This is a genomic window from Pseudomonas sp. T8, assembly GCF_024610635.1.
In the GTDB taxonomy this organism is placed as follows: domain Bacteria; phylum Pseudomonadota; class Gammaproteobacteria; order Pseudomonadales; family Pseudomonadaceae; genus Aquipseudomonas; species Aquipseudomonas chlororaphis_I.
This window is the reverse complement of record NZ_CP102374.1, coordinates 3,387,681-3,407,412: the sequence shown is the minus strand read 5'-3', so window position 1 is coordinate 3,407,412 and position 19,732 is coordinate 3,387,681. Positions and strand designations below refer to the sequence as shown.

Sequence of the window (19,732 nt, the reverse complement as noted above, 5' to 3'; positions counted from 1 at the left end):
GGGCCCACTTCCTTGTGGGCGCCTCGTTGTTCCCGGGGCGAAGGCGAGGGTCAGACGCGGAAGTGGCTGACCATCATTTGCAGCTGGTTGCCCAGGCGGGCCAGTTCGACGCTGGAGGCGGCGGTTTCATCGCTGGCGGCGGCGGTCTGTTCCGAGACGTCGCGCACGTTGATGATGCTGCGGCTGATTTCCTCGGCCACGGCGCTCTGCTGTTCGGCAGCGGCGGCGATCTGCTGGTTCATCGACTGGATGTTCGACACCGTGCGGGTGATGTTCTCCAGGGAGGCACCGGCCTTGCGGGTCAGGTCGACGCTGCTGTCGGTCAGGCTGCGGCTGTTGTTCATCACGTTGGCCACTTGCTGGGTGCCGTTCTGCAGGCCGGCCACCAGGCCTTCGATTTCCTCGGTGGATTTCTGCGTGCGTTGCGCCAGGGCGCGGACTTCGTCGGCGACCACGGCGAAACCACGACCGGCTTCACCGGCGCGGGCGGCTTCGATGGCGGCGTTCAGGGCCAGCAGGTTGGTCTGTTCGGCCACGGCCTTGATCACGTCCATGACGCTGCCGATCTTCTGGCTTTCCTGTTGCAGCACGCTCATGGCGTCGGTGGAGCGCACCACTTCGCTGGCCAGGCGCTCAATCTGGGCGATGGCTTCGGCCACCACTTTGTCGCCTTCGCGGGCTTCGCCGTCGGCGGCGGCTGCGGCTTGTGAGGCTTCTTCGGCGTTGCGCGCGACTTCCTGCACGGTGGCGGTCATCTCGTGCATGGCGGTGGCCACCTGGTCGGTCTCGACCTTCTGGCTGTTGACCCCGGCGCTGGTTTCTTCGGTGACGGCCGACAGTTCTTCGGCGGCGCTGGCGATCTGGGTCACGCCGTCGCGGATGCCGCCGATCAGTTCGCGCAGGGTCACGCCCATGCGGCCGATGCCTTGTTGCAGCACGCCGAGTTCGTCGCGGCGGGTAACGCGCACGTCCTGGGTCAGGTCGCCGGACGCGATGCGCTCGACCACGGTCATGGTTTCACGCAGCGGACGGGTGATCTGGCGGGTGATGATCACCGCGGCCAGGATGCCCACCAGCAGCGCCAGCAGGGTGCTGATCATTTGCAGGCTGCGGGCCTGGACGCTTTCTTCGTCGCGGCGATCGAGCTGGAACTGGTACAGCTCTTCGCTCTGGCTGACGATCAGCGCGCCTTGTTCGGTCATTTCCTTGCGCGCCTGGCCGGCTTCGCCGACGGCGGCCTTGAAGGCCAGCAGGGAGTTGCGATAGTCGCCCAGCGCGGCGTTGAGCTGGCGCAGGGCATCGCCCTGGGTGCTGCTGAAATGGCTGTCCAGAGGGCCCAGTGCGGCAATCGCCGCGTTCATCTGGGCGGCGGCGTCGCGCTCGGCGTCCGCGGTGCTGTTGTAGATGTATTCACGGACGGCGAAGCGCGCGAGCTGGAATTCGTCATTGGCCTTGGTGATGGCCTGGAACTGTTCGAAGCGCTGGTCGCTCAGGGGCATTTGCTCAACGCGTGTGGTGATGGCCGCGATCAGGTTGCGCGCCGTTTCCGAATTGCCATTCATCACCACGCGGGCGGCATTGGCGTTGCGGTAGGCGTTGCGCATCTTGTTCAGGGACGCCTGGTAGGCGCTGATGGTGGCGCCCTGTTCCTTGAGCAGCTTGACGTTGGCCGGGTTCTTGAAACTGTTCTGCAGCTTCTGCTGCTGGGCCGAGAAGTCGTCCAGGGTGGCCTGCACATTCTGCGCGGCGGTTTCGTCGCCGTTGGTCAGCATGTATTGCAGGCGGGTCACGCGCAGCTTGGTCAGCCCGGCGTTCAATTGGGTGATGTCGCTCATCCAGTTGCTGCGGTCGATCAGACCGCCCAGGCTGGTCCAGCCCGTGATGGCGAGGATGGTAGTCAGGGCCAGGACCAGGCCGAAGCCCAGGCCTAACTTGAGATTGACGCTGATGTTGCCGAACCAGCTATTCATGCAATTCCTCCAGGAACGTTGTGCTGCTTGATCGTGTATCGCTGGAAGATTGTTGTTATTGGTGGCCAGCAAGGATTTGTTCGCAGGTGTGTATCGGCGGCAAGGGCAATAGCTGAAACGATTTCGTCGGATTAGTTTTGTGCACCATTTTGGGGCTTTGCAAGGGCCTGATTTCACGATGGAAACCGCCTGGCCGATTGAGCTTTTTTTCACATCCGTTTCACCCCTGGTCCACGTCAGGCTCCCTAGAGTCCGCCCATCGATCGGGTGCCTCGCGCTCGATTGTCATGGGCAGCGGTTAGCGTGGGCGGCGCTGCTCGATTTTATGTCTGGTGGTCATAGGGGCGGCTCGAACGTGACGTCAGGACTCAGTCTTCCGGTGGCAAAACCCGCGCTTGTCGCGAGCCGTTTTGCCCGTTATCGCAATGCCCTGGTGATAGGCCTGGTGGCCTTGCTGGTGCTGCCGCTGGTGTTCTTTCTGCTCAAGCCCGCGGCGGTGCCGGACCTGGCCCACGGCAACCTGGCCGGAGCCAAGGCGCTGAGCGCCGGCTGGGCCAAGGGCCAGATGATTGTGCTGATTCGTCATGTGGAGCGTTGCGACCACTCCAGGGCCGCCTGCCTGAACCTGCCCGATGGCATCACCGACCGTGCCCGCGAGGTGGCGGTGGGTGTCGGCGCGCAGTTCGAGCACCTGGGGCTGGACAAGGCCGACATCTACCACAGCCCGCTGACCCGCGCGGTGCAGACCTCGGGCTACATGTTCAACCAGGCCGGCAGCGGCGAAGGCTGGCTGATCGACTGCAAGCACAGCCTGTTGCGCGATGCCCTGGCGCACAAGGTGGCCGGGCGCAATCTGGTGCTGGTGACCCACAGCGAATGCATGGCCGCGCTGGAGAAGCAGCTGAAGCTGCCGTCTTCGACCCTGGGCTATGGCGCCTCGTTGTTCGTCTCCACCGATACCCCAGGCGGGCGTCCGCAGATGCTCGGCTTCATCGAAGCCAGCGACTGGCGCTCCGTTGCCTTCAACCGTCCCTGACCGTCCCTTGCCCGAGACCCTGACTATGCAGGCGCTTTCCCGTTCCCGCGCTGATGCGTGGCGTTTTTATGGATGGAACCTTGGCCTCCCGCTGCTGTGCGCGGCGCTGGTGTTCCTGATGTTCGACATGACCCGGATCGACATCGCCTTCAGCGACCTGTTCTTCGATCCGGTGAGCCAGACCTTCCCGCTGGATCACTCCCACCTGTTCGAGAAGATCACCCACAAGTGGGCGCGGATCATCCCCAATTGGACGGGCGAGCTGGCGTTGATCGGGCTGCTGCTGTCATTCGTCTGGCCGCTGTTCAAGGGCGCAAGGTTCGGCCGTGGCAAGGCTTTGCTGGAGAAGATCCGCGTGGCGCCGCTGCTGCGCTTTACCGCGCGCCATCGCCGGGACTTTTTGTTCGTGGTGGTGGCCTTCGCCCTGTGCACCGGGGCGATTCACTACCTCAAGGGCCACACCAGCGTGTACTGCCCGGTGGAAACCACCCAGTACGCCGGCAAGATCGAGCACAAGGAATGGTATGAGAACTTCGAGCTGTTGAAGACCGCGGGTGACGGCCGCTGCTGGCCGGGCGGCCATGCCTCGGGCGGTTTCACCCTGCTCGCGCTGTACTTCGTGGCCCGGCGTTATCGCTGGCGCCATTCCAAGGCGCTGCTGCACGGTTCGCTGCTGCTGGGCTTCGTCTATGGCACCACTCGGGTGCTGCAGGGCTGGCACTACATGTCCCACACCTTCTGGGCGGGGATCGTGGTGTGGCTGACCTGCCTGCTGGTGGCGCTGCTGTTTTATGGCCGCGCCCGTCTGGAACAACCGGTGCTGGCGCACACCGAACCGAGGCCCGACCCGTCCGCGGCGCTGATCGCAGCGGCGGACCGCTAACGGTGCTGCAGTAGCTGACCCAATCGTCGGTGCCTGGCGCCTGGCGGGAGAGGGGCCCGACGCAATTTTTGGTGCTTGCCGATGTTTTTTCGGTGACCAGAACTGTTAGGGTGCGCGCCCCCGGAGAAAAGAGTTCCCGGGTTCCTGGTTTATGGAGTCATGCATGAAACACTTGAGCAAAATCGCCGCCTCTGCGCTGGTTGTCCTGGCCCTGGCTGGCTGCACCGGCACCGCGATGAAAACTCAGCAACTTGATAGTAGCCAGTACACCGTGGTCGGTCACAGCGAAGCAACGGCTACCGGCATCATGCTGTTCGGGGTCATTCCAATCCGGCAGAACAACCGCTTCGTCCGCGCCCAGACCGCCGCCATCCAGGCCAAGGGCGGTGACGCGATGATCAACACCCAGATCCAGGAAAACTGGTTCTGGGCCTGGGTACTGAGCGGTTACACCACCAAGGTCTCCGGCGATGTGGTCAAGCTGAAAACCGTTCAGTGAGCCATGCCGGCGCCGGCGCGCAAGCCTGGCGACGAAAATGAGGGTTAATGCCGATCAGTTAAGCGAAGGTGATCCACTGTAGGAGCGAAGCTTGCTCGCGATGGTCGTTAACGATACCGAGTATTTACTGGGTAAACCTGGTGCTCTCAAGTTCATCGCGGGCAAGCCTCGCTCCTACAATTTTCTTGACTGACTGGCACCCATGAGGGTGCCTTTTTTATGGGCGCTCACTGTGCCGGTCAGTGGCTGACAAAGTAGTAGGCCTGGCGACTGACCGTGATCTTCTTCAGTACCTTGAGCGGTGGCTTGCGGTCTTCCTGCAGGGCCATGACCGCCACGTTGTTCGGCGAGGTGCCGAGAAACGCATTCAGCTGGGCTTCGGTCTGCACATCCTTGAGCAGGCTCCGGGTGTAAAACACGCTGGCGCCGGCCGCGCGTTCGTTGGCCTGATACAACGCCACCTGTTGCCCGGCGGCCTGCAGCGTCTGGATCTGGCTGATCAGCGGCACGAAGGACAGCTGGCGATCGGCGCGTGGTGCGGCCCATTGCGCGGCCACCAGGTAACTGCACACCACCAGCGTCAGCACGCCAATGGCCAGGCCCCGCCGCTGGCGCCCCACGGCACTCCAGAAACCCTCACCGGCGGCGCGCTGGCGCAGGCGTTCGTACAGCACTGTCGCGTATTCGGCGGCCAGCACCGCCGCGGCCGGGGTCAGCGACATCAGGTACACGGTGCGCTTGCTCGACGCCAGGCACAGCAGGGTGAACTGGGCCAGCAGCCACAGGCTGAAAAACAGCAGGTAGCGGTTTTTCACCAGGCTTTTGCGAAAGTGCCACAGGCCCAGGTAGACCAGGATGTTCCACGGCAGGAAGGCTTGCGGCAGCTTGGCCAGGTAGTAATAGAAGGGTTCGTAATGCCCGGCCTCGACAAAGGAGCCATCGAAGCGCCCGACGCTGTTGGTCCACAGCACTTCGCCCAGGGCCTGCAGGCCACCGCGCTGGTACAGCAGGTAGAGCCAGATCAGCAGGGGGACCAGGCCGAGGACGGTGAGCAAGGCGGGCTTGAGCCAGTGGCCGAGGGCGAAGCGCTTTTTGATCAGGCTGTCGGCCAGCAGGTAGGCGAAGATCACCACGCCCGGCATCGCCAGGCCCAGCACGCCCTTGCTCAGGGTGGCGATGGCGATGCCGAGGGCGAACAGCAGCCAGCCCAGGGTGGCCGGCTGGCCTTCGGCCTGGCGCCGTTGTGTCTGGAAAAACGCCAGCAGCGCCAGGGTCACGCCGAGGCTGAGCAGGGCGTCTTCACCGACCCCGCGCACATTGCCCCAGTAACTGGCCATGGTCGCCAGCATGGCGCCGGCCACCCAGGCCACCGCTGTCGGGCGGCCGAAGCGGCGCAGCATGGCGTACAGCAGCATGACGCTGAACAGCCCGGCGAAGGCCGACGCCAGGCGCACCGCCCACGGCGTGCCACCGAACACGCGGATGGCGCTGGCGTCGAGCCACAGGCTCAGCGGCGGTTTTTCCAGGAAGGGCTGGCCGAACAGGCGGGGCGTCACCCAGTCATCGTCCAGGTGCATCTGCATGGCGATCCCGGCCACCCGGGCTTCGGTGGAGCCTTGCAACTGGTGGTTGCCCAGGGCGAAGAAGAACAGCAGGGCGGCAAGCAGAAGCAACAGCGGTGCGGGTCGCGACATGGGGGAACTGCCGAAGAGGTTGCGCCGGGGGAGGATCAGGCGCTCCGAGTATACGGAGGCGATTCTTAACAAATCGTGAACGAGCGAGGGATCGGGTGATGGCGCTGGCGGCTGTCGGTTTATCCGGGGCGATGGCGAAGCACCGCGCTCCCGGGCGCCAGGCCAATCTCTGGTCCTGGCGCCCGAACGCGGCCCTCAGGACCCTATTTGAGACTGCCGCAGAGGAACTGCTTCAAGCGCTCGCTGCTGGGGGCTTCCAGTACCCGAGCGGGCGGGCCTTGCTCTTCCACCCGGCCCTGATGCAGGAACATGACGTGGTTGGAGACTTCGCGGGCGAAGGCCATTTCATGGGTGACCACCACCATGGTCCGGCCTTCCTCGGCCAGTTGCTGCATGACCCGCAGCACCTCCGATACCAGCTCCGGGTCGAGGGCCGAGGTCGGCTCGTCGAACAGCATCACCTGCGGTTCCATGGCCAGCGCCCGAGCGATGGCCACGCGCTGTTGCTGGCCGCCGGACAGGTAGGACGGGTACTGGGCCTCGACCTTGGCTGGCAGGCCGACCTTGTCCAGGTACTTGCGGGCTCGTTCGATGGCCTCGTCCCGGGCGATGCCCAGCACATTGATCGGGCATTCGATGATGTTTTCCAGCACCGTCATGTGGCTCCACAGGTTGAAGTGCTGGAACACCATCGCCAGTTTGCTGCGCATTGCCTGTAGTTGTTTCGGGTCGGCCGCGCACAGCTCGCCCAGGCGGTTCCTGCGGGTGCGCAACTCCTCGGCGTTGACCAGGATGCGTCCGCCGGACGGTTGTTCGAGGTAGTTGATGCAGCGCAGAAAGGTGCTCTTGCCGGAGCCGGAGGAGCCGATGATGCTGATCACATCGCCGGCCCTGGCCTTGAGCGATACGCCCTTGAGCACCTCGTGGCTACCGTAGTTCTTGTGCAGGTCTTCGACGATCAATGGGTACATGCGAGCCTCTCCGTTGGAGATCAATGTGTCTGTGGCTTGAGGTAGGCCAGCCAGCGCAGTTCGGCGCGGCGGAACAGCCAGATCAGGACAAAGGCGCTGCAGGCGTAGAGCACGCCTGCAATGCCGAAGGCGCTGAAGGAAGCGTAGGTGGCCGAGTTGACGTCGCGGGCGACCTTCAGCAGGTCCGGCACCGTGGCGGTAAAGGCCACCGAGGTGGAGTGCAGCATCAGGATCACTTCATTGCTGAAGGACGGCAGCGCCCGGCGTAGCGCCGACGGCAGGAGGATGCGCCGGTAGAAGGTGAATCGGCTCATGCCGTAGGCCTTGGCCGCTTCCACCTCGCCATGGGCGATGGAGCGGATCGAGCCGGCGAAAATCTCCGTCATGTAGGCGCAGGTGTTGAGCCCGAACGCCAGCACCGTGCAGTTGAAGCCGTCGCGAAAGAACGCGTCGAGAAAGTCCTGGGCGCGCACCACGCTCAGGCTGTAGACCCCGGCGTAGAAGAACAGCAACTGGATATACAACGGCGTGCCACGAAACACGTAGGTGTAAAGCCACACCGGAATGCGCAGCAGCGGGTTGCGGCTGACCCGCGCCAGGGACAAGGGCACAGCCAGGGTGAAGCCGATCAGCACCGACAGCACCAGCAGCCACAGGGTCATGGCCAGCCCGGACAGCTGCGCGGCATCGCTCCACAGGTAGGCCTGCCAGTATTCTTCGAGAATGCCGGTCATAGCGAAGCCCTCTTCACACCCACCGAGTAACGCTGGCTCAGCCAGATCAGCACCAGGTTGGAAAGGCTGGTGATGGCCAGGTAGATCAGGCCGCCGACCAGGGTGAAATAAAAGAACTGCATCGAGCCTTTGCCGGCGTCCTGGGTGGCCTTGACCACATCGCTCAGGCCGATGATCGACACCAGCGCCGTGGACTTGATCAGCACCAGCCAGTTGTTGCCGATGCCAGGCAGGGCATGGCGCAACATCTGTGGAAACAGCACTTTGCGAAAGCTCTGGGCGCGGCTCATGCCGTAGGCCCTGGCCGCTTCCTGCTGGCCGCGGGGCACCGCCTGGAACGCGCCGCGAAAGGTCTCGGTGAAGTAGGCGCCGTAGATGAAGGCCAGGGTCAGCACCCCGGCCAGGAACGGGTCGATGTCGATCTGCGCCATCTCCAGCCAGTCGGTGAGCTGGTTGAGCAGCATCTGCAGGCTGAAGAACAACAGCAGCATGATCACCAGGTCCGGCATGCTGCGGATCAGCGTGGTATAGCCGCCGGCAACCGCCTGCAAGGCACGGTTGCCGGAGGCCTTGGCGCTGGCGCCGAGCAGCCCCAGCAGCACCGCCAGCAGCAGTGACGACAGGGCCAGTTTGAGGGTGGTCAGGGTGCCCTGCAGAATCTGCGGGCCAAAACCTTCCAGAAGCATTTCACGCCCCTTGTTGTTATTAGAGTGAGCTGAAAAAGCGGCGACGCGGCCGTGGTCTCGGCGGGCGTCGCGCCTGGGGTTGCGGAGTCGGGGTCAGGGCCCGCCGTAGATATCGAAGTCGAAGTATTTGCGGTTGATCCTGGCGTAGGTGCCGTTGGCCAGGATGGTCGCCAGCGCCTTGTTCAGGTCTTCGCGCAATTCCACATCGTCCTTGCGCAGGCCGATGCCGTCGCCAACGCCGAAAAAGCCCGGGTCGCTGAGGGTGTCGCCGGCGAACTCGAAATCCTTGCCGATGGGTTTGGACAGGAAGCCATAGCTGGCCTGGATCGACGATTGCAACGAGGCGTCGAGACGGCCGACGAGCAGGTCGGCATACACCTGGTCCTGGCTCTGATAGGACAGGATCTGCACCCCTTGGGCACCCCACTTGGCCTTGGCGTAGGCCTCCTGGGCCGAGCCCTGTTCGACGCCGACCCGCTTGCCCTTGAGCGACTCGAGGGTCGGCACCAGGCCCGAGCCGCGCTTGGCGATCAGCCGCGCGGGGGCGTTGGAGATCTTGTCGGTGAAGGCTATGCGGGTCATGCGTTTGGGGGTGACGGTCATCGACGAGGCGATGGCGTCGAACTTGCGCGCCAGCAGGGCGGGAATCATCCCGTCCCAGCTGCTTTCGACCCACACGCAGCGGGCCTTCAGCTCGGCGCACAGGGCTTCGGCGATGTCGATGCCAAACCCGCTCAGCTTGCCGTCGGGGTCTTTGTATTCCAGGGGCGGGTAGGTCGGGTCCACGCCCAGCTTCAGCACCTTGCCCGACCAGTCGGCCGCGCCGGCGCTGGCCGACACCGACAACAGCACCCATGAAACCGCAGCGATCATTTTTCTCATTGTTTTTTCCTCGGTTAATCGCCGGCTACGTCAGTGATGACACTGCTACAGCCTTTTGTCGCTACCTGCCCTCTGGGCCGAGAAAACGCTCGGCCAGCTTGACCCAGTAGGTCGCGCCGATGGGCAGGCAGTGGTCGTTGAAGTCGTAACCCGGGTTGTGCAGCAGACAGCTGCCTTCGCCCTGGCCATTGCCGATCACCAGGTAGCTGCCGGGGCAGCGTTCGAGCATGAAGGCGAAATCCTCGCTGGCGGTGAACGGCTTGAGATCGTGGATCAACTGCTCTTCGCCCAGCCACTCGCGGGCCACCTCCCGGGCCAGGGCGGTTTCCTCGGGGTGGTTGATCAGCACCGGATGGCAGTGCTGATAGTCGATCTGCGCCTGGGCGCCAAAACTCGCGGCCTGGCCATGCACCAGCTCGGTGATGCGCCGTTCGAGCAACTGGCGGACCTCGGGCGTCAGGGCGCGCACGCTGATGCTCATGTCGGCCGAGGCCGGGATCACGTTGGAGACGGTTCCGGAATGGATCGCGCCGACGCTGACGATGGCCGTGTCCTGGGGGTTGATATTGCGCGCGACGATGCTTTGCAGGGCGACCACGATCGAGGCGCACACCAGCACCGGATCGACCGCCTTGTGCGGCACCGCGCCGTGCCCGCCGTGGCCGATGATCTTGACGGTCACGGTGTCGGCCGAGGCCATGAACGGGCCGTTGTAGAAGCCCAGGTGCCCGGTTGGATGGCCCGGTACGTTGTGCATCGCGAACACCGCGTCGCAGGGAAAACGCTCGAACAGGCCGTCATCGAGCATCGCCCGGGCGCCGCCCAGGCCCTCTTCGGCGGGCTGGAAAATCAGTTGCAGGGTACCCTTGAAGTTGCGCGAGCGCGCCAGGTAGTGCGCTGCCGCCAGCAGGGTGGCGGTATGCCCGTCGTGACCGCAGGCATGCATCACCCCATCAATCCGGCTGGCGTGGGGCACGCCGCTGGTTTCCTGGATCGGCAGGGCGTCCATGTCGGCCCGCAGGCCCAGCGCGCGGCCTTCGCCGTTTTTCAGGGTGGCCACCACGCCGGTGCGGCCGACCCCGGTGCTGACCTCATAACCCCATTCGCGCAGTTGCCCGGCCACCAGTGTGCTGGTGGCGAACTCCTCGAACCCCAGTTCGGGGTGGGCGTGGATCTGGCGGCGCAGGGCGATCATTGCGTTCTGCTGTTCGGCTATCTCGGGTAGCACGTAACGGGCGTTCATGGTGGTGCTCCTCGGCTAAGGTCGCTCGCCAGCTCTGACCCGTCGGGCGAATCGTCGAGGCGCTGTTGGGCTGATCTTAGGCATCGGGCGGCCTGTCGGGGAGGCTCAGTTTGGTTATGATGACAACCCAAAGTTGTCACCTGGGCACGCTGATGAAATTGCATCAACTCCAAGCCTTGATCGCCAGCGCCGAGACCGGCAGCATCCGCGGCGCCGCGCGTTCGCTGAACCTGTCCCAGGCGGCCGTGACCAAGGCGTTGCGCGAGCTGGAAACCGCCCAGCAGTTGCCGCTGTTCGTCCGCACGCCCAGCGGCCTGAACTTCACCGAGTACGGCAAGGTGCTGCTGACCCACGCCCGGCTGGTGCTCAAGCAACTGGAGCATGCCCAGGCCGAGCTGGATCAGTTGCGCGGGAAAAACAGCGGCCGGCTGTGTGTCGGGGTCACGCCGTGGATCGCTCTGACCCTGCTGCCGGAAGTGGTGCTGGAGTTTCGCCAGCGTATGCCAGAGGTGCGCCTGGAGCTGTTCGAAAGCCTGATGGCGGTGGCCCAGCCGCTGCTGCGCGACGGCAGCATGGATTTCGCCATTGGCCAGTTGCACCCGTCCCAGGCGCCGCAGGACTTTTCCTGCGAGACCCTGCTGGACTACCAGACCTCGGTGCTGGTGCGCCAGGGCCATGCCCGGCAGGATGCCCGCTCGATCCATGAACTGCTGGATCAGCAATGGACCCTGAACTACGCCCCGGACGGCCACGACGCGCTGATGCGGGACCTGTTCTGGCGCCACGGCGCGCAGATCGACGAGCGCCGCATCGTCCGCGCCCATTCCCTGGCGATCCTGCAAATGCTGGTCGAGCACGCCGACATGTGTACCTGGGGCCCGACCATCATGAGCACCGCGCCGCCGTTCCTCGGGCGGCTGGTGTCGTTGCAACTGGAGGAGCAGTTTGAGCCCCGGCACCTGAGCATCGTCACCCGTTGCAACGTCGCCCTCAGCAACCCGGCCCTGTGTTTCACCGATTGCCTGCTGCAGGTGATCCGCCGGCACGCGCGCTCGGCGCGCAAAGAGGACCGGGCGCTGTTCGAGACCGTGCGCCTGCGGGTCTGAGGCGAGCCACGGATCGCAAGCAGGTTGTGGCAATCGTCACTACGCTGGAAGGTGCGCCCGGCGGGCCTTCAGGCTTCTGAAACGCTACGGGCGCCTTTCTACCCTGCGGCTGAACCGGTGCCTTGAATATGCGCAAACTATGGCAAAAGTATTTGGAACTGCTGGACGGCGACCTGAATACGCGGGTCTTCGACAACTTCAAGAACCTGCTGGTCTGCGCCTTGCTGTTCGCCGCCGGGACCAACGCGCTGCACGGTGACCATCAGCTGTTCATGGGCCTGCTCGGCTCCAACCTGACCGGCTGGGGGTTGATCACGGTGTCGGCGCTGCTGATGCTGCTCAATGTCAGCGACGGCCTGCGCCGGCTGGCCAAGCTGCGTTATCACACGGCCCTGCAGATCGGCCTGTTCCTGGTGTACCTGATCCTTGCCCTGCGCGTGGTGGAGATCGTCTGGAACTTCCGGGCCGACTAGCTTCTTGCAACACAAATGCCCTACAAAAAACGCGTATCGGTCGCCGCGCCAATACCCTATACAGAGAACGGCCGCCATCGCTCATGGCGATACTGACACCCGTAACCCACCACTCAGGAGATGGACATGTTCAGGTTCCTTACGGTCACTGAATTAGAGCAAACCCCTCGGCATGGTCATGGCGGCTCCGTCAGCGGAGCCATTGCTGCCTGGGAGCTGAAAAATCTGGCTCTCAATACCAAGGGGTTTGTCATATGTCCAAAGAATTACTCGGAGTTTCTGCTGTAGGGCTGATGGTGCTGGGCGAGTTCTGCGCGATCTACAGCGAAGTGGTCGCCGCCCGCCTGGCGCATACGGGCAACACATCATGGCCGGACCTGGCGTTGCCCGTACTGATCATGTGTTTCGCCGGTATCTGCCTGATTGGCGCCTATTGGCTGGGGTACCTGGCGGTCGGCGATATCTGGATGATCACGGTGGTGTCGGTGACCTCGCTGTTGCTGCTCGAACCGCTGGTGATCTGGTCGGTGTTCCGTGAGTTGCCGGGACGCGGCACCCTGATCGGCTGTTGCCTGGGCGCGCTGGGCATGCTCTCGGCGGTCTTTCTGTAACTCGCGCAACGACTCGAATGCGGCCTGGCGGTGATCCCGCCGGGCCGTTTTTTTATCCGCGGTTGGCGGTTCGCTGAGGGCTATTTGGACGCTTCGGTTTGTGCATCGAAGGCCGCCATGGCCATGGGAATCATCGCCAGCAGGCGCGACTTGCCGATGCCGTCCCGGGCCTGCACCGACAGCCCATGCAGCACCGTGGCATAGCAGTCCCCGAGGGACATCACGTCGGTGCGCTTGGGCAACTCGCCAGTGCGCACGGCCTGTTCCAGGCGCTCGATGATGGAGCGGGTCCTGTCGCGGCGGTGCTCGGCCAGCCATTCTCTGATGCCGTCGTTGTCCGCCGAGCAGTTGGTGGCGGAGGACACCACCATGCAGCCCTGTGGCCGGTCGGGCTGGGTGTAGAGCTCGACGGCTTCCCTGAGCATGCGCTCGATGGCATCGCGGGCGCTGATGTCGTCGCCCAGGGCGGCGTCGGCAAAGGCGCCGTCGCCCGATTCGTAGACTTCGATGGCTTCGCGAAACAGCGCTTCCTTGGAGCCGAAGGCCGCATAGATACGCGCCGAGGCAATGCCCAGCGCGTCCACCAGGTCGGACATGGAGGTGGCCTCGAAGCCGCGCTGCCAGAACACATCACGCGCCTTGTACAGGGCCTGTTTTCGGTCGAATTCGCGGGGTCTGCCAGCCATGTCCAGTTCTCGATGCAAAGGGAGTGCTGCCAATTATTGGTCGATCGACAAAAAAATCAAGCCGTCGTATTGACGGCGCGTTAAGGGTCGCCCTATTGTTTGTCGATCGACAAGCAATAGGGCGTAAACAATGAAAACCCTCAAGGGACCGAGCCTGCACCTGGCTCAATTCAGTGACGCGGCAGCGCCATTCAATACCCTGCCCGCCATTGCCGCGTGGGCGGCGGGGCTGGGGTTCAAGGCGCTGCAAGTACCGGCCTGGGATGAGCGCCTGTTCGATGTGCGCCTGGCGGCCAGCAGCCAGGATTATTGCGATGAGGTCAGCGGCACCCTGGCCGAACATGGCCTGGTGATCAGCGAACTGACCACCCACCTGTTCGGCCAGTTGGTGGCCGTGCATCCCGCCTACGACACCCTGTGCGACGGCTTCGCCCCGACGGCCCTGCGGGGCGACAGTGGCGCCAAGACCCAGTGGGCCCTCGAACAGCTGAAGCTGTCCGCCAAGGCCTCGCGCCGGCTGGGGCTCAGCGACATGGGAACCTTTTCCGGCTCGTTCGCCTGGCCCTATTTCTTTCCCTTTCCACAGCGCCCGGAAGGCCTGGTCGACTCGGCGTTCAATGAGCTGGCCAAGCGCTGGCGGCCGATTCTCGACGCCTGCGACGAGCAGGGGGTGAACCTGTGCTACGAGATCCACCCGGGCGAGGACCTGCATGACGGCGTGACCTTCGAGATGTTCCTGGAACGGGTCGGCAACCATCCGCGCTGCAAGATGCTTTTCGACCCCAGCCATTTTGTCCTGCAGCAGCTCAATTACCTGGACTACCTGGACATCTACCACGAGTTCATTCGCATGTTTCATGTGAAGGACGCCGAGTTCAATCCCACCGGCCGCCAGGGCATCTACGGCGGTTATCAGCCCTGGGCCGACCGGGCCGGGCGGTTCCGTTCGCTGGGCGACGGGCAGGTGGATTTCAAGGGGATCTTTTCCAAGCTGGCGCTGTATGACTATGCCGGCTGGGCGACCCTGGAATGGGAGTGCTGCCTGAAGGAGCAGGAGCAGGGCGCGCGCGAAGGCGTGGCCTTTATCAACCAGCACATCATCCAGGTGACGGACAAAGTCTTCGACGACTTCGCCGGCGCGCCGGTGGACCAGGCGCAGATCAACCGACTGCTGGGCATTGCCCAGCCCTCTCATCAAGGACGCTGACCATGGATCTTTTCGAACAGCAGGCTTTTGCCGGGCGTGACTACCACCATGGCTACGTACAGGTGGACGGCGGGCGCATTCACTATGTCAGCGAGGGCCAGGGCCGGCCTGTGTTGTTGATCCCCGGGTGGCCGCAGACCTGGTTCACCTGGCGCCACGTCATGCAGGCGCTGGCCGGGCAGGGGTACCGGGCGATCGCGGTCGACCTGCCTGGCATGGGCCTGTCCGATCGCCCCGAGCAGGGCTACGACACCGGCAGCACGGCGTCTCGCCTGCAGGCCCTGATGCTGGCGCTGGGTTACAGCCAGTACTCGGTGGTGGGGCATGACGTCGGCATGTGGGTGGCCTACGCCTTGGCCTGCGACTATCCGCAGGTGGTGGAGAAACTGGCCCTGACGGAGGCGGTGATTCCCGGCCTCGCCGAGGCGCCGACGATCTTCGCGCCGCCAGGGCAGAACATCTTTCTCTGGCACTTCATGTTCAACCAGTTGCAGGACCTGCCGGAGATGCTGATCGCCGGGCGCGAGGCGCAGTACCTGGCCTACATGTTCGAAAAGTGGTCGGTGCACCAGGAGCGGGTCGCGGTCGAGACCTATGTCAAAGCCTATTCGGTACCCGGCGGGCTGCGGGGTGGGTTCGCCTATTACCGGGCCATCCCCGAGAGCATCCGGCAGAACCGCGAGCGTGCCAGCCGTCCGTTGGAAATGCCGGTCCTGGCCATTGGCGCCGAACATGCCACCCACGATGCGCCGCTGCTGACGATGCAGGGCAATGCGCTGAATCTTCAGGGAGCGATAGTGCTGGGGTGTGGTCACTTCATCACCGAGGAGGCGCCCGAGGCCTTTATTGCTCATCTGCTGCCGTTTCTGCGGCAGGAGGGCTGAGCGCGCCAGGCTGTCTTCTTGAGTGGCTGCTGATGGACGGGCCGGGATTTTTTTGCGGCCTGTTCAGGGAGGGTTCAGGGCCTGCGGCTGCAACATGGCAGCCGGCATGCCCAAGCCTTCGGGCAATGCACCCTCTGACGGATCATCCATGGACCACCACCGCATTCGCATCGAGATGTTGGGCGTCTTTCTGCTCGCACTGCTGCTGTTCACGTTCGGCATCTGGGACCAGCCAGCGCAAGGTTTCGACGGGCGCTGGTGGTTGTTTTTGCAGGAGATGTTCCGCCACGGCGCCAGCCTGTTTCCCACCACCTACGGCGAGCCGTACCCGGACTATCCGGGTACCGCCACCTGGTTCAGCTATGGCTTTGCCCAGCTGTTCGGTGCGCCCAACCAATTGGCCAATATCCTGCCCACGGCGCTGGCCTCGGCCGGGGTGCTGGCGTTGCTGTACCGCCTGCTGGCGCCGTTCGACCGTACCTGGGCATTGCTGGCGGTGCTGCTGACGGCGCTGACCACCCAGTGGCTGGAGAAGTCGCGTTCGGTGTGCCTGGACCAGATGGTCTCGCTGCTGTGCCTGGGTTGTTTTTACCTGCTGCACAGCGGCGAGCAGCTGGGCTCGCGCCTGCGCCAATACGCGATTTTTCCGTTGTTCGTTATTGCCTTCGCCATCCGTGGCCCCCTGGGGCTGATCGAGGTCTGCGGCGTGGCCTGCACCTATTGGGCGCTGGGGCGTTACCGTTCCAGGGACGACGCCTGGCGGCTGGCGAGGAAGGTGATGGTCCACGGGGTGATCGGCCTGCTCCTGCTGGCCGCCTGCTGGTGGTCGCTGATGCAGCTGGCGCACTTCAGTGGCGGCGAGGCTTTCGCCCGGCAGGTCTATCAGATGCAGGTGAGCGGGCGTCTGGATGAGAGCGGCGATCCGTTCTATTTCTACTTCCAGCTCAGCCTCTATCGTTACTTTCCGGTGGTGCCGCTGGCGCTGGCGACCCTGTTCGTCCTGCGCCGGCAATGGTCCACGCGGCACACGGACGATCAGATGCAGTTGCTGGTGCGCCTGGGCGCCTGCGGACTGATGATCCTGCTCGGCTTGTCGGTGCCGCACTTCAAGCGCGCTTATTACATCCTGCCCATGGTGCCGATGTTCGCGGCGGTGGCGGCTTACGGCCTGCTCAAGCCGCAGCGTTGGCTGGTCGGGGCGCGGCGGTTTTATCTCGGCCTGGTCGCGCTGTTGCCGGGGCTGTGTGTCGTGGTGCTGTTGGTTTGTCGGCACAGCTGGCAGAAGCACGGTTATTGGCCGGCGCTGTCATTGCCGCTGATGATCGCGGTCTTTCTCGGTTTGCAGGGGCTGGCGCTGTACTGCTGGCGAACCACATACAAAGCGCCGGGGCGGCGCCTGGTGCTGCTCAGCCTGCTGGCCCTGGCGGCGCAGTGGTGGCTGCTGGTGAAGGTGATCGAACCGGCCAAGGACCTGCAATTCGACACCCGGGGTTTTGTCGGGCAGGTCGAGCAACTGCGTGGGGAGGACCGCGGAACCCTGGTGTTTCTCAACCTGGGCAAGGACACCTGGGCGGTGCGCTACATGATGAACCTGGACCACGACGAGCAACCGCGGTTTATCGGCAAGGACGATCTGGCGCCGCTGGCCTCGTTGCCGCGTCCGGCCTGGGTGATCCTGGCGCGCAAGGATCGGGCGTTATTGGCGGGGACTGCGCTGGAGCAGGCGACCCCGGTGTTCGAAGGGCGCTTGAACGGCAATCCCTGCCTGCTGTTCGAGCTGAAGTGAAGATCAGGCAGCCCCAGGGCGGGGCTGCCCGAGGGGGATCATTTATCCGACTTGATGCTGGTCCAGACCCGGGTGCGCACGCGCTCCAGCTTTTGCGGCAGCGGCTGCACCACATAGAGCTTCTTCAAGGCTTCGGGGGTTGGTGTCAGGTCGGTATTGCCGGTGATCTCCTTGTTGATCAGCGCAATCGAATCCTTGTTGGCGTTGGGGTAGCCGAGGAAGTCACTGATGGGCGCGATGACTTTCGGGTCCAGCAGGGTGTTGAGGAACTCATGGGCCTCGGCGACATTCTTCGCGCTCTTGGGAATGGCGAAGGTGTCGAACCAGATCGGCGCGCCTTCCTTGGGCAGGCGCCAGTCCACCACCACGCCGTTGCCGGCCTCTTTGGCGCGGTTGCCGAACTGGTAGAAACTGCCGGAGTAACCGATGGCCACGCAGATGTCGCCGTTGGCGATATCGGTCATGTATTTGGCCGAGTTGAAGTAGGTGACGTAGGGGCGGATTTTCAGCATCAGCTCCTTGGCTTTTTCATAGTCCTGCGGGTTCTGGCTGTTGGGGTCCAGCCCCAGGTAATGCAGGGCCAATGGCAGGATTTCCGACGGCGAGTCGAGCATGGCCACGCCGCAGGATTTGAGCTTTTCCATGTTCTCCGGCTTGAACACCAGGTCCCAGCTGTCCACCGGCGCGTTGTCGCCCAGCGCTGCCTTGACCTTGGCCGGGTTGAAGCCGATCAGCACTGTGCCGTACATGTAGGGCACGCCGTACTGGTTGCCGGGGTCGTTGCTGTCCAGCAGCTTGAGCAGCTCGGGGTCCTGGTGCTTCCAGTTGGGCAGCTTGGACTTGTCGAGCTTCTGGAACACCCCGGCCTTGATCTGGGTGTCGAGGAACTGGTTCGACGGCACCACCAGGTCGTAACCCGAGTTACCGGTCAGCAGCTTGGCTTCGAGGGATTCGTTGGTATCGAAGGTGTCCCAGGTGACCTTGATGCCGCTGTTCTTGGCGAAGTCCTTGGGCACCGATGGCAGGATGTAGTCGGCCCAGTTGTACACCCGCAGCTCACGCTGCTCGGCCTGCGCCGCGCCGGCCAGCAGCGACAGCCCACAAACGGTGGCACTCAGTATGGTTTTCATCGTGGCCATGAATTTTTTCCCCAGCGTGGCGAATGGTTTTTATGTTCTGTACGCGGCAGGCGGTCCTTTAAAAGGGCAAAGGACAAAGAGGGTCAAGGTTCACAAGGGCGGTTCTGGTGACAGCCTGGGTCACTGAGTCAACGGTCCGGGTTCGATTCTTGCCGACGGCCCCTGGGATTCACAGCACGGGGTTGGCCAAAAGGGGATCGTAATGGCCATTGATCGTGTCCGGGGCGGGTATCGATGTTTATCGGGTCAGGCAATGAAGCCGGGTAGCTGCGGTACCCGTTCGGCCAGGTACTCCATGAGCAAGCGCACGCGCAGGGGCCGGTAGCGGCGCTCGGGGTAGATCAGGAACGCCTCGTTCGCTGGCCCGCTCCAGTCGGGCAGGACCCGCACCATTTGCCCGCTGTCCAGCAGGTCGCTGACCAGCCAGGCCGGGGTGATGCACAGTCCGGCGCCCTGCAACACGCCGTCGCGAATGGCCAATGAGCTGTTGGTCCGGTAGCGCCCTTGCGTGGTGACGCTGACCTTCTCACTGCTCGGGCCGCTCAGTTCCAGGCGGTCGCCCGAACTCAACCAGGCGAAGCGCAGGAAATTGTGCGCGCCCAGGTCGGCCGGGCTGTTCAAGGGCGCATGCTGGCGCAGGTACTCCGGCGCCGCTACCAGGTAGCGCGGCGACGTGGCGATGCGTCGGGCGATGGCGTTTGGCGGCAGGTCACCGCCCAGGCGCAGGGCCAGGTCGACGTTCTCCTCGGTGAGGTCGACGAAGCGATCGTTGAGGATCAGCTCCACCTCGATGTCCGGGTATTGCGCCATGAACGCCAGCAGCAACGCATTCAGGTGCAGCACCCCCAGGCTCACCGGCACGTTGACCCGCAGCACGCCCTCGGGGCGTTCGGTCAGGCCGCGTACTTCGGCCACCGCTTCGCTGTATTCCTCCAGCACGGCTTTCGCCCGCTCGTAGAAGCGCTTGCCCTGTTCGGTGGGCGTCAGCCCGCTGGTGCCGCGGGTGAGCAGGCGGGTACCCAACTGCTTTTCCAGGGCCGCCACCAGCTTGCTGACGGTGGGTTGCGTGCTGCCCAGCTCGCGGGCGGCCGATGACAGGCTACCCAGCTCGACGGCGCGGACGAAGCAGTGCATCGCTTTGAGGCTGTCCATGGGTATTCGATATCGGAATGGGTTGTATGAAGTTATGCCTTCTATCACGGTTATTTCGAATGGAGCAATCTGGCTCGCCTCAGCCTTACT

At 63.9% G+C, this 19,732-nt stretch carries 19 protein-coding genes and 1 pseudogene; 9 read left to right on the top strand and 11 right to left on the bottom strand.

Annotation, left to right across the window (positions count from 1 at the left end; all coding sequences use genetic code 11):
- Positions 1-50: 50 nt before the first annotated feature.
- Both NRG23_RS32845 and NRG23_RS32840 read right to left on the bottom strand, forming a co-directional pair.
- The gene (locus NRG23_RS32845) at positions 51-755 is read right to left on the bottom strand and encodes a methyl-accepting chemotaxis protein (protein WP_371920907.1); all 705 of its coding nucleotides are present in this window, start codon (positions 753-755) and stop codon (positions 51-53) included.
- A 201-nt stretch (positions 756-956) separates the two neighbouring features.
- Positions 957-1,835: pseudogene (locus NRG23_RS32840) on the bottom strand (methyl-accepting chemotaxis protein); the annotation flags it as partial.
- Between the two features lie 460 nt (positions 1,836-2,295).
- Here NRG23_RS32840 and NRG23_RS15335 point away from each other — a divergent pair.
- The 3 genes from NRG23_RS15335 (at position 2,296) to NRG23_RS15325 (ending at position 4,388) form a co-directional block, all read left to right on the top strand.
- Positions 2,296-3,006, top strand: coding sequence for a histidine phosphatase family protein (locus NRG23_RS15335; protein ID WP_050899115.1), 711 nt, complete (start codon positions 2,296-2,298; stop codon positions 3,004-3,006).
- A gap of 25 nt (positions 3,007-3,031) precedes the next feature.
- Positions 3,032-3,889 carry a phosphatase PAP2 family protein gene (locus NRG23_RS15330; RefSeq protein WP_257375075.1) on the top strand — a complete coding sequence of 286 codons (858 nt, stop codon included), beginning with the start codon at positions 3,032-3,034 and terminating at the stop codon, positions 3,887-3,889.
- 163 nt (positions 3,890-4,052) lie between these two features.
- Positions 4,053-4,388 (top strand): hypothetical protein, encoded by a 336-nt coding sequence (locus NRG23_RS15325; protein ID WP_028681622.1) that lies wholly within the window; start codon positions 4,053-4,055, stop codon positions 4,386-4,388.
- A 239-nt stretch (positions 4,389-4,627) separates the two neighbouring features.
- On the opposite strand, the gene NRG23_RS15320 is transcribed toward NRG23_RS15325, so the two are convergent.
- From NRG23_RS15320 to NRG23_RS15295, 6 genes are all read right to left on the bottom strand, one after another.
- Entirely contained in the window at positions 4,628-6,082 is a 1,455-nt protein-coding gene (locus tag NRG23_RS15320; RefSeq protein ID WP_257375018.1) for a glycosyltransferase family 39 protein, read from the bottom strand.
- A gap of 203 nt (positions 6,083-6,285) precedes the next feature.
- Complete coding sequence (locus tag NRG23_RS15315) at positions 6,286-7,053, bottom strand: ABC transporter ATP-binding protein (protein WP_009046886.1); 768 nt, start codon at positions 7,051-7,053, stop codon at positions 6,286-6,288.
- A gap of 20 nt (positions 7,054-7,073) precedes the next feature.
- Complete coding sequence (locus NRG23_RS15310) at positions 7,074-7,787, bottom strand: ABC transporter permease (protein ID WP_009046887.1); 714 nt, start codon at positions 7,785-7,787, stop codon at positions 7,074-7,076.
- Complete coding sequence (locus NRG23_RS15305; RefSeq protein WP_009046888.1) at positions 7,784-8,473, bottom strand: ABC transporter permease; 690 nt, start codon at positions 8,471-8,473, stop codon at positions 7,784-7,786. The genes NRG23_RS15310 and NRG23_RS15305 overlap by 4 nt, the downstream gene beginning before the upstream one ends.
- A gap of 93 nt (positions 8,474-8,566) precedes the next feature.
- Positions 8,567-9,346 carry an ABC transporter substrate-binding protein gene (locus NRG23_RS15300; RefSeq protein WP_371920906.1) on the bottom strand — a complete coding sequence of 260 codons (780 nt, stop codon included), beginning with the start codon at positions 9,344-9,346 and terminating at the stop codon, positions 8,567-8,569.
- 70 nt (positions 9,347-9,416) lie between these two features.
- Positions 9,417-10,598, bottom strand: coding sequence for a M20 aminoacylase family protein (locus NRG23_RS15295; RefSeq protein WP_124301118.1), 1,182 nt, complete (start codon positions 10,596-10,598; stop codon positions 9,417-9,419).
- Between the two features lie 116 nt (positions 10,599-10,714).
- Here NRG23_RS15295 and NRG23_RS15290 point away from each other — a divergent pair, with 116 nt between their 5' ends.
- The 3 genes from NRG23_RS15290 to NRG23_RS15280 all read left to right on the top strand — a co-directional run bounded on the left by NRG23_RS15290 (position 10,715) and on the right by NRG23_RS15280 (position 12,788).
- Entirely contained in the window at positions 10,715-11,704 is a 990-nt protein-coding gene (locus NRG23_RS15290) for a LysR substrate-binding domain-containing protein (RefSeq protein WP_009046891.1), read from the top strand.
- Between the two features lie 128 nt (positions 11,705-11,832).
- Complete coding sequence (locus NRG23_RS15285; protein ID WP_016701637.1) at positions 11,833-12,177, top strand: hypothetical protein; 345 nt, start codon at positions 11,833-11,835, stop codon at positions 12,175-12,177.
- A gap of 293 nt (positions 12,178-12,470) precedes the next feature.
- Positions 12,471-12,788, top strand: coding sequence for a hypothetical protein (locus NRG23_RS15280; protein ID WP_009046893.1), 318 nt, complete (start codon positions 12,471-12,473; stop codon positions 12,786-12,788).
- A gap of 80 nt (positions 12,789-12,868) precedes the next feature.
- Here NRG23_RS15280 and NRG23_RS15275 read toward each other — a convergent pair whose 3' ends face one another.
- A complete protein-coding gene (locus tag NRG23_RS15275; RefSeq protein WP_038582204.1) occupies positions 12,869-13,474 on the bottom strand; it encodes a TetR/AcrR family transcriptional regulator in 606 nt (201 codons plus the stop codon).
- 130 nt (positions 13,475-13,604) lie between these two features.
- Here NRG23_RS15275 and NRG23_RS15270 point away from each other — a divergent pair, with 130 nt between their 5' ends.
- From NRG23_RS15270 to NRG23_RS15260, 3 genes are all read left to right on the top strand, one after another.
- Positions 13,605-14,681: a sugar phosphate isomerase/epimerase gene (locus tag NRG23_RS15270; RefSeq protein WP_257375017.1), complete on the top strand. Its 1,077-nt coding sequence runs from the start codon at positions 13,605-13,607 to the stop codon at positions 14,679-14,681.
- Between the two features lie 2 nt (positions 14,682-14,683).
- Positions 14,684-15,565, top strand: a complete 882-nt coding sequence (locus tag NRG23_RS15265; protein WP_257375016.1) for an alpha/beta fold hydrolase — start codon at positions 14,684-14,686, stop codon at positions 15,563-15,565.
- Positions 15,566-15,713: 148 nt separating this feature from the next.
- Positions 15,714-17,351, top strand: coding sequence for a glycosyltransferase family 39 protein (locus NRG23_RS15260; RefSeq protein WP_257375015.1), 1,638 nt, complete (start codon positions 15,714-15,716; stop codon positions 17,349-17,351).
- 38 nt (positions 17,352-17,389) lie between these two features.
- On the opposite strand, the gene NRG23_RS15255 is transcribed toward NRG23_RS15260, so the two are convergent.
- Positions 17,390-18,490: a polyamine ABC transporter substrate-binding protein gene (locus NRG23_RS15255; protein WP_124337649.1), complete on the bottom strand. Its 1,101-nt coding sequence runs from the start codon at positions 18,488-18,490 to the stop codon at positions 17,390-17,392.
- A 246-nt stretch (positions 18,491-18,736) separates the two neighbouring features.
- The gene (locus NRG23_RS15250) at positions 18,737-19,642 is read right to left on the bottom strand and encodes a LysR family transcriptional regulator (protein WP_257375014.1); all 906 of its coding nucleotides are present in this window, start codon (positions 19,640-19,642) and stop codon (positions 18,737-18,739) included.
- Between the last annotated feature and the right edge of the window lie 90 nt (positions 19,643-19,732).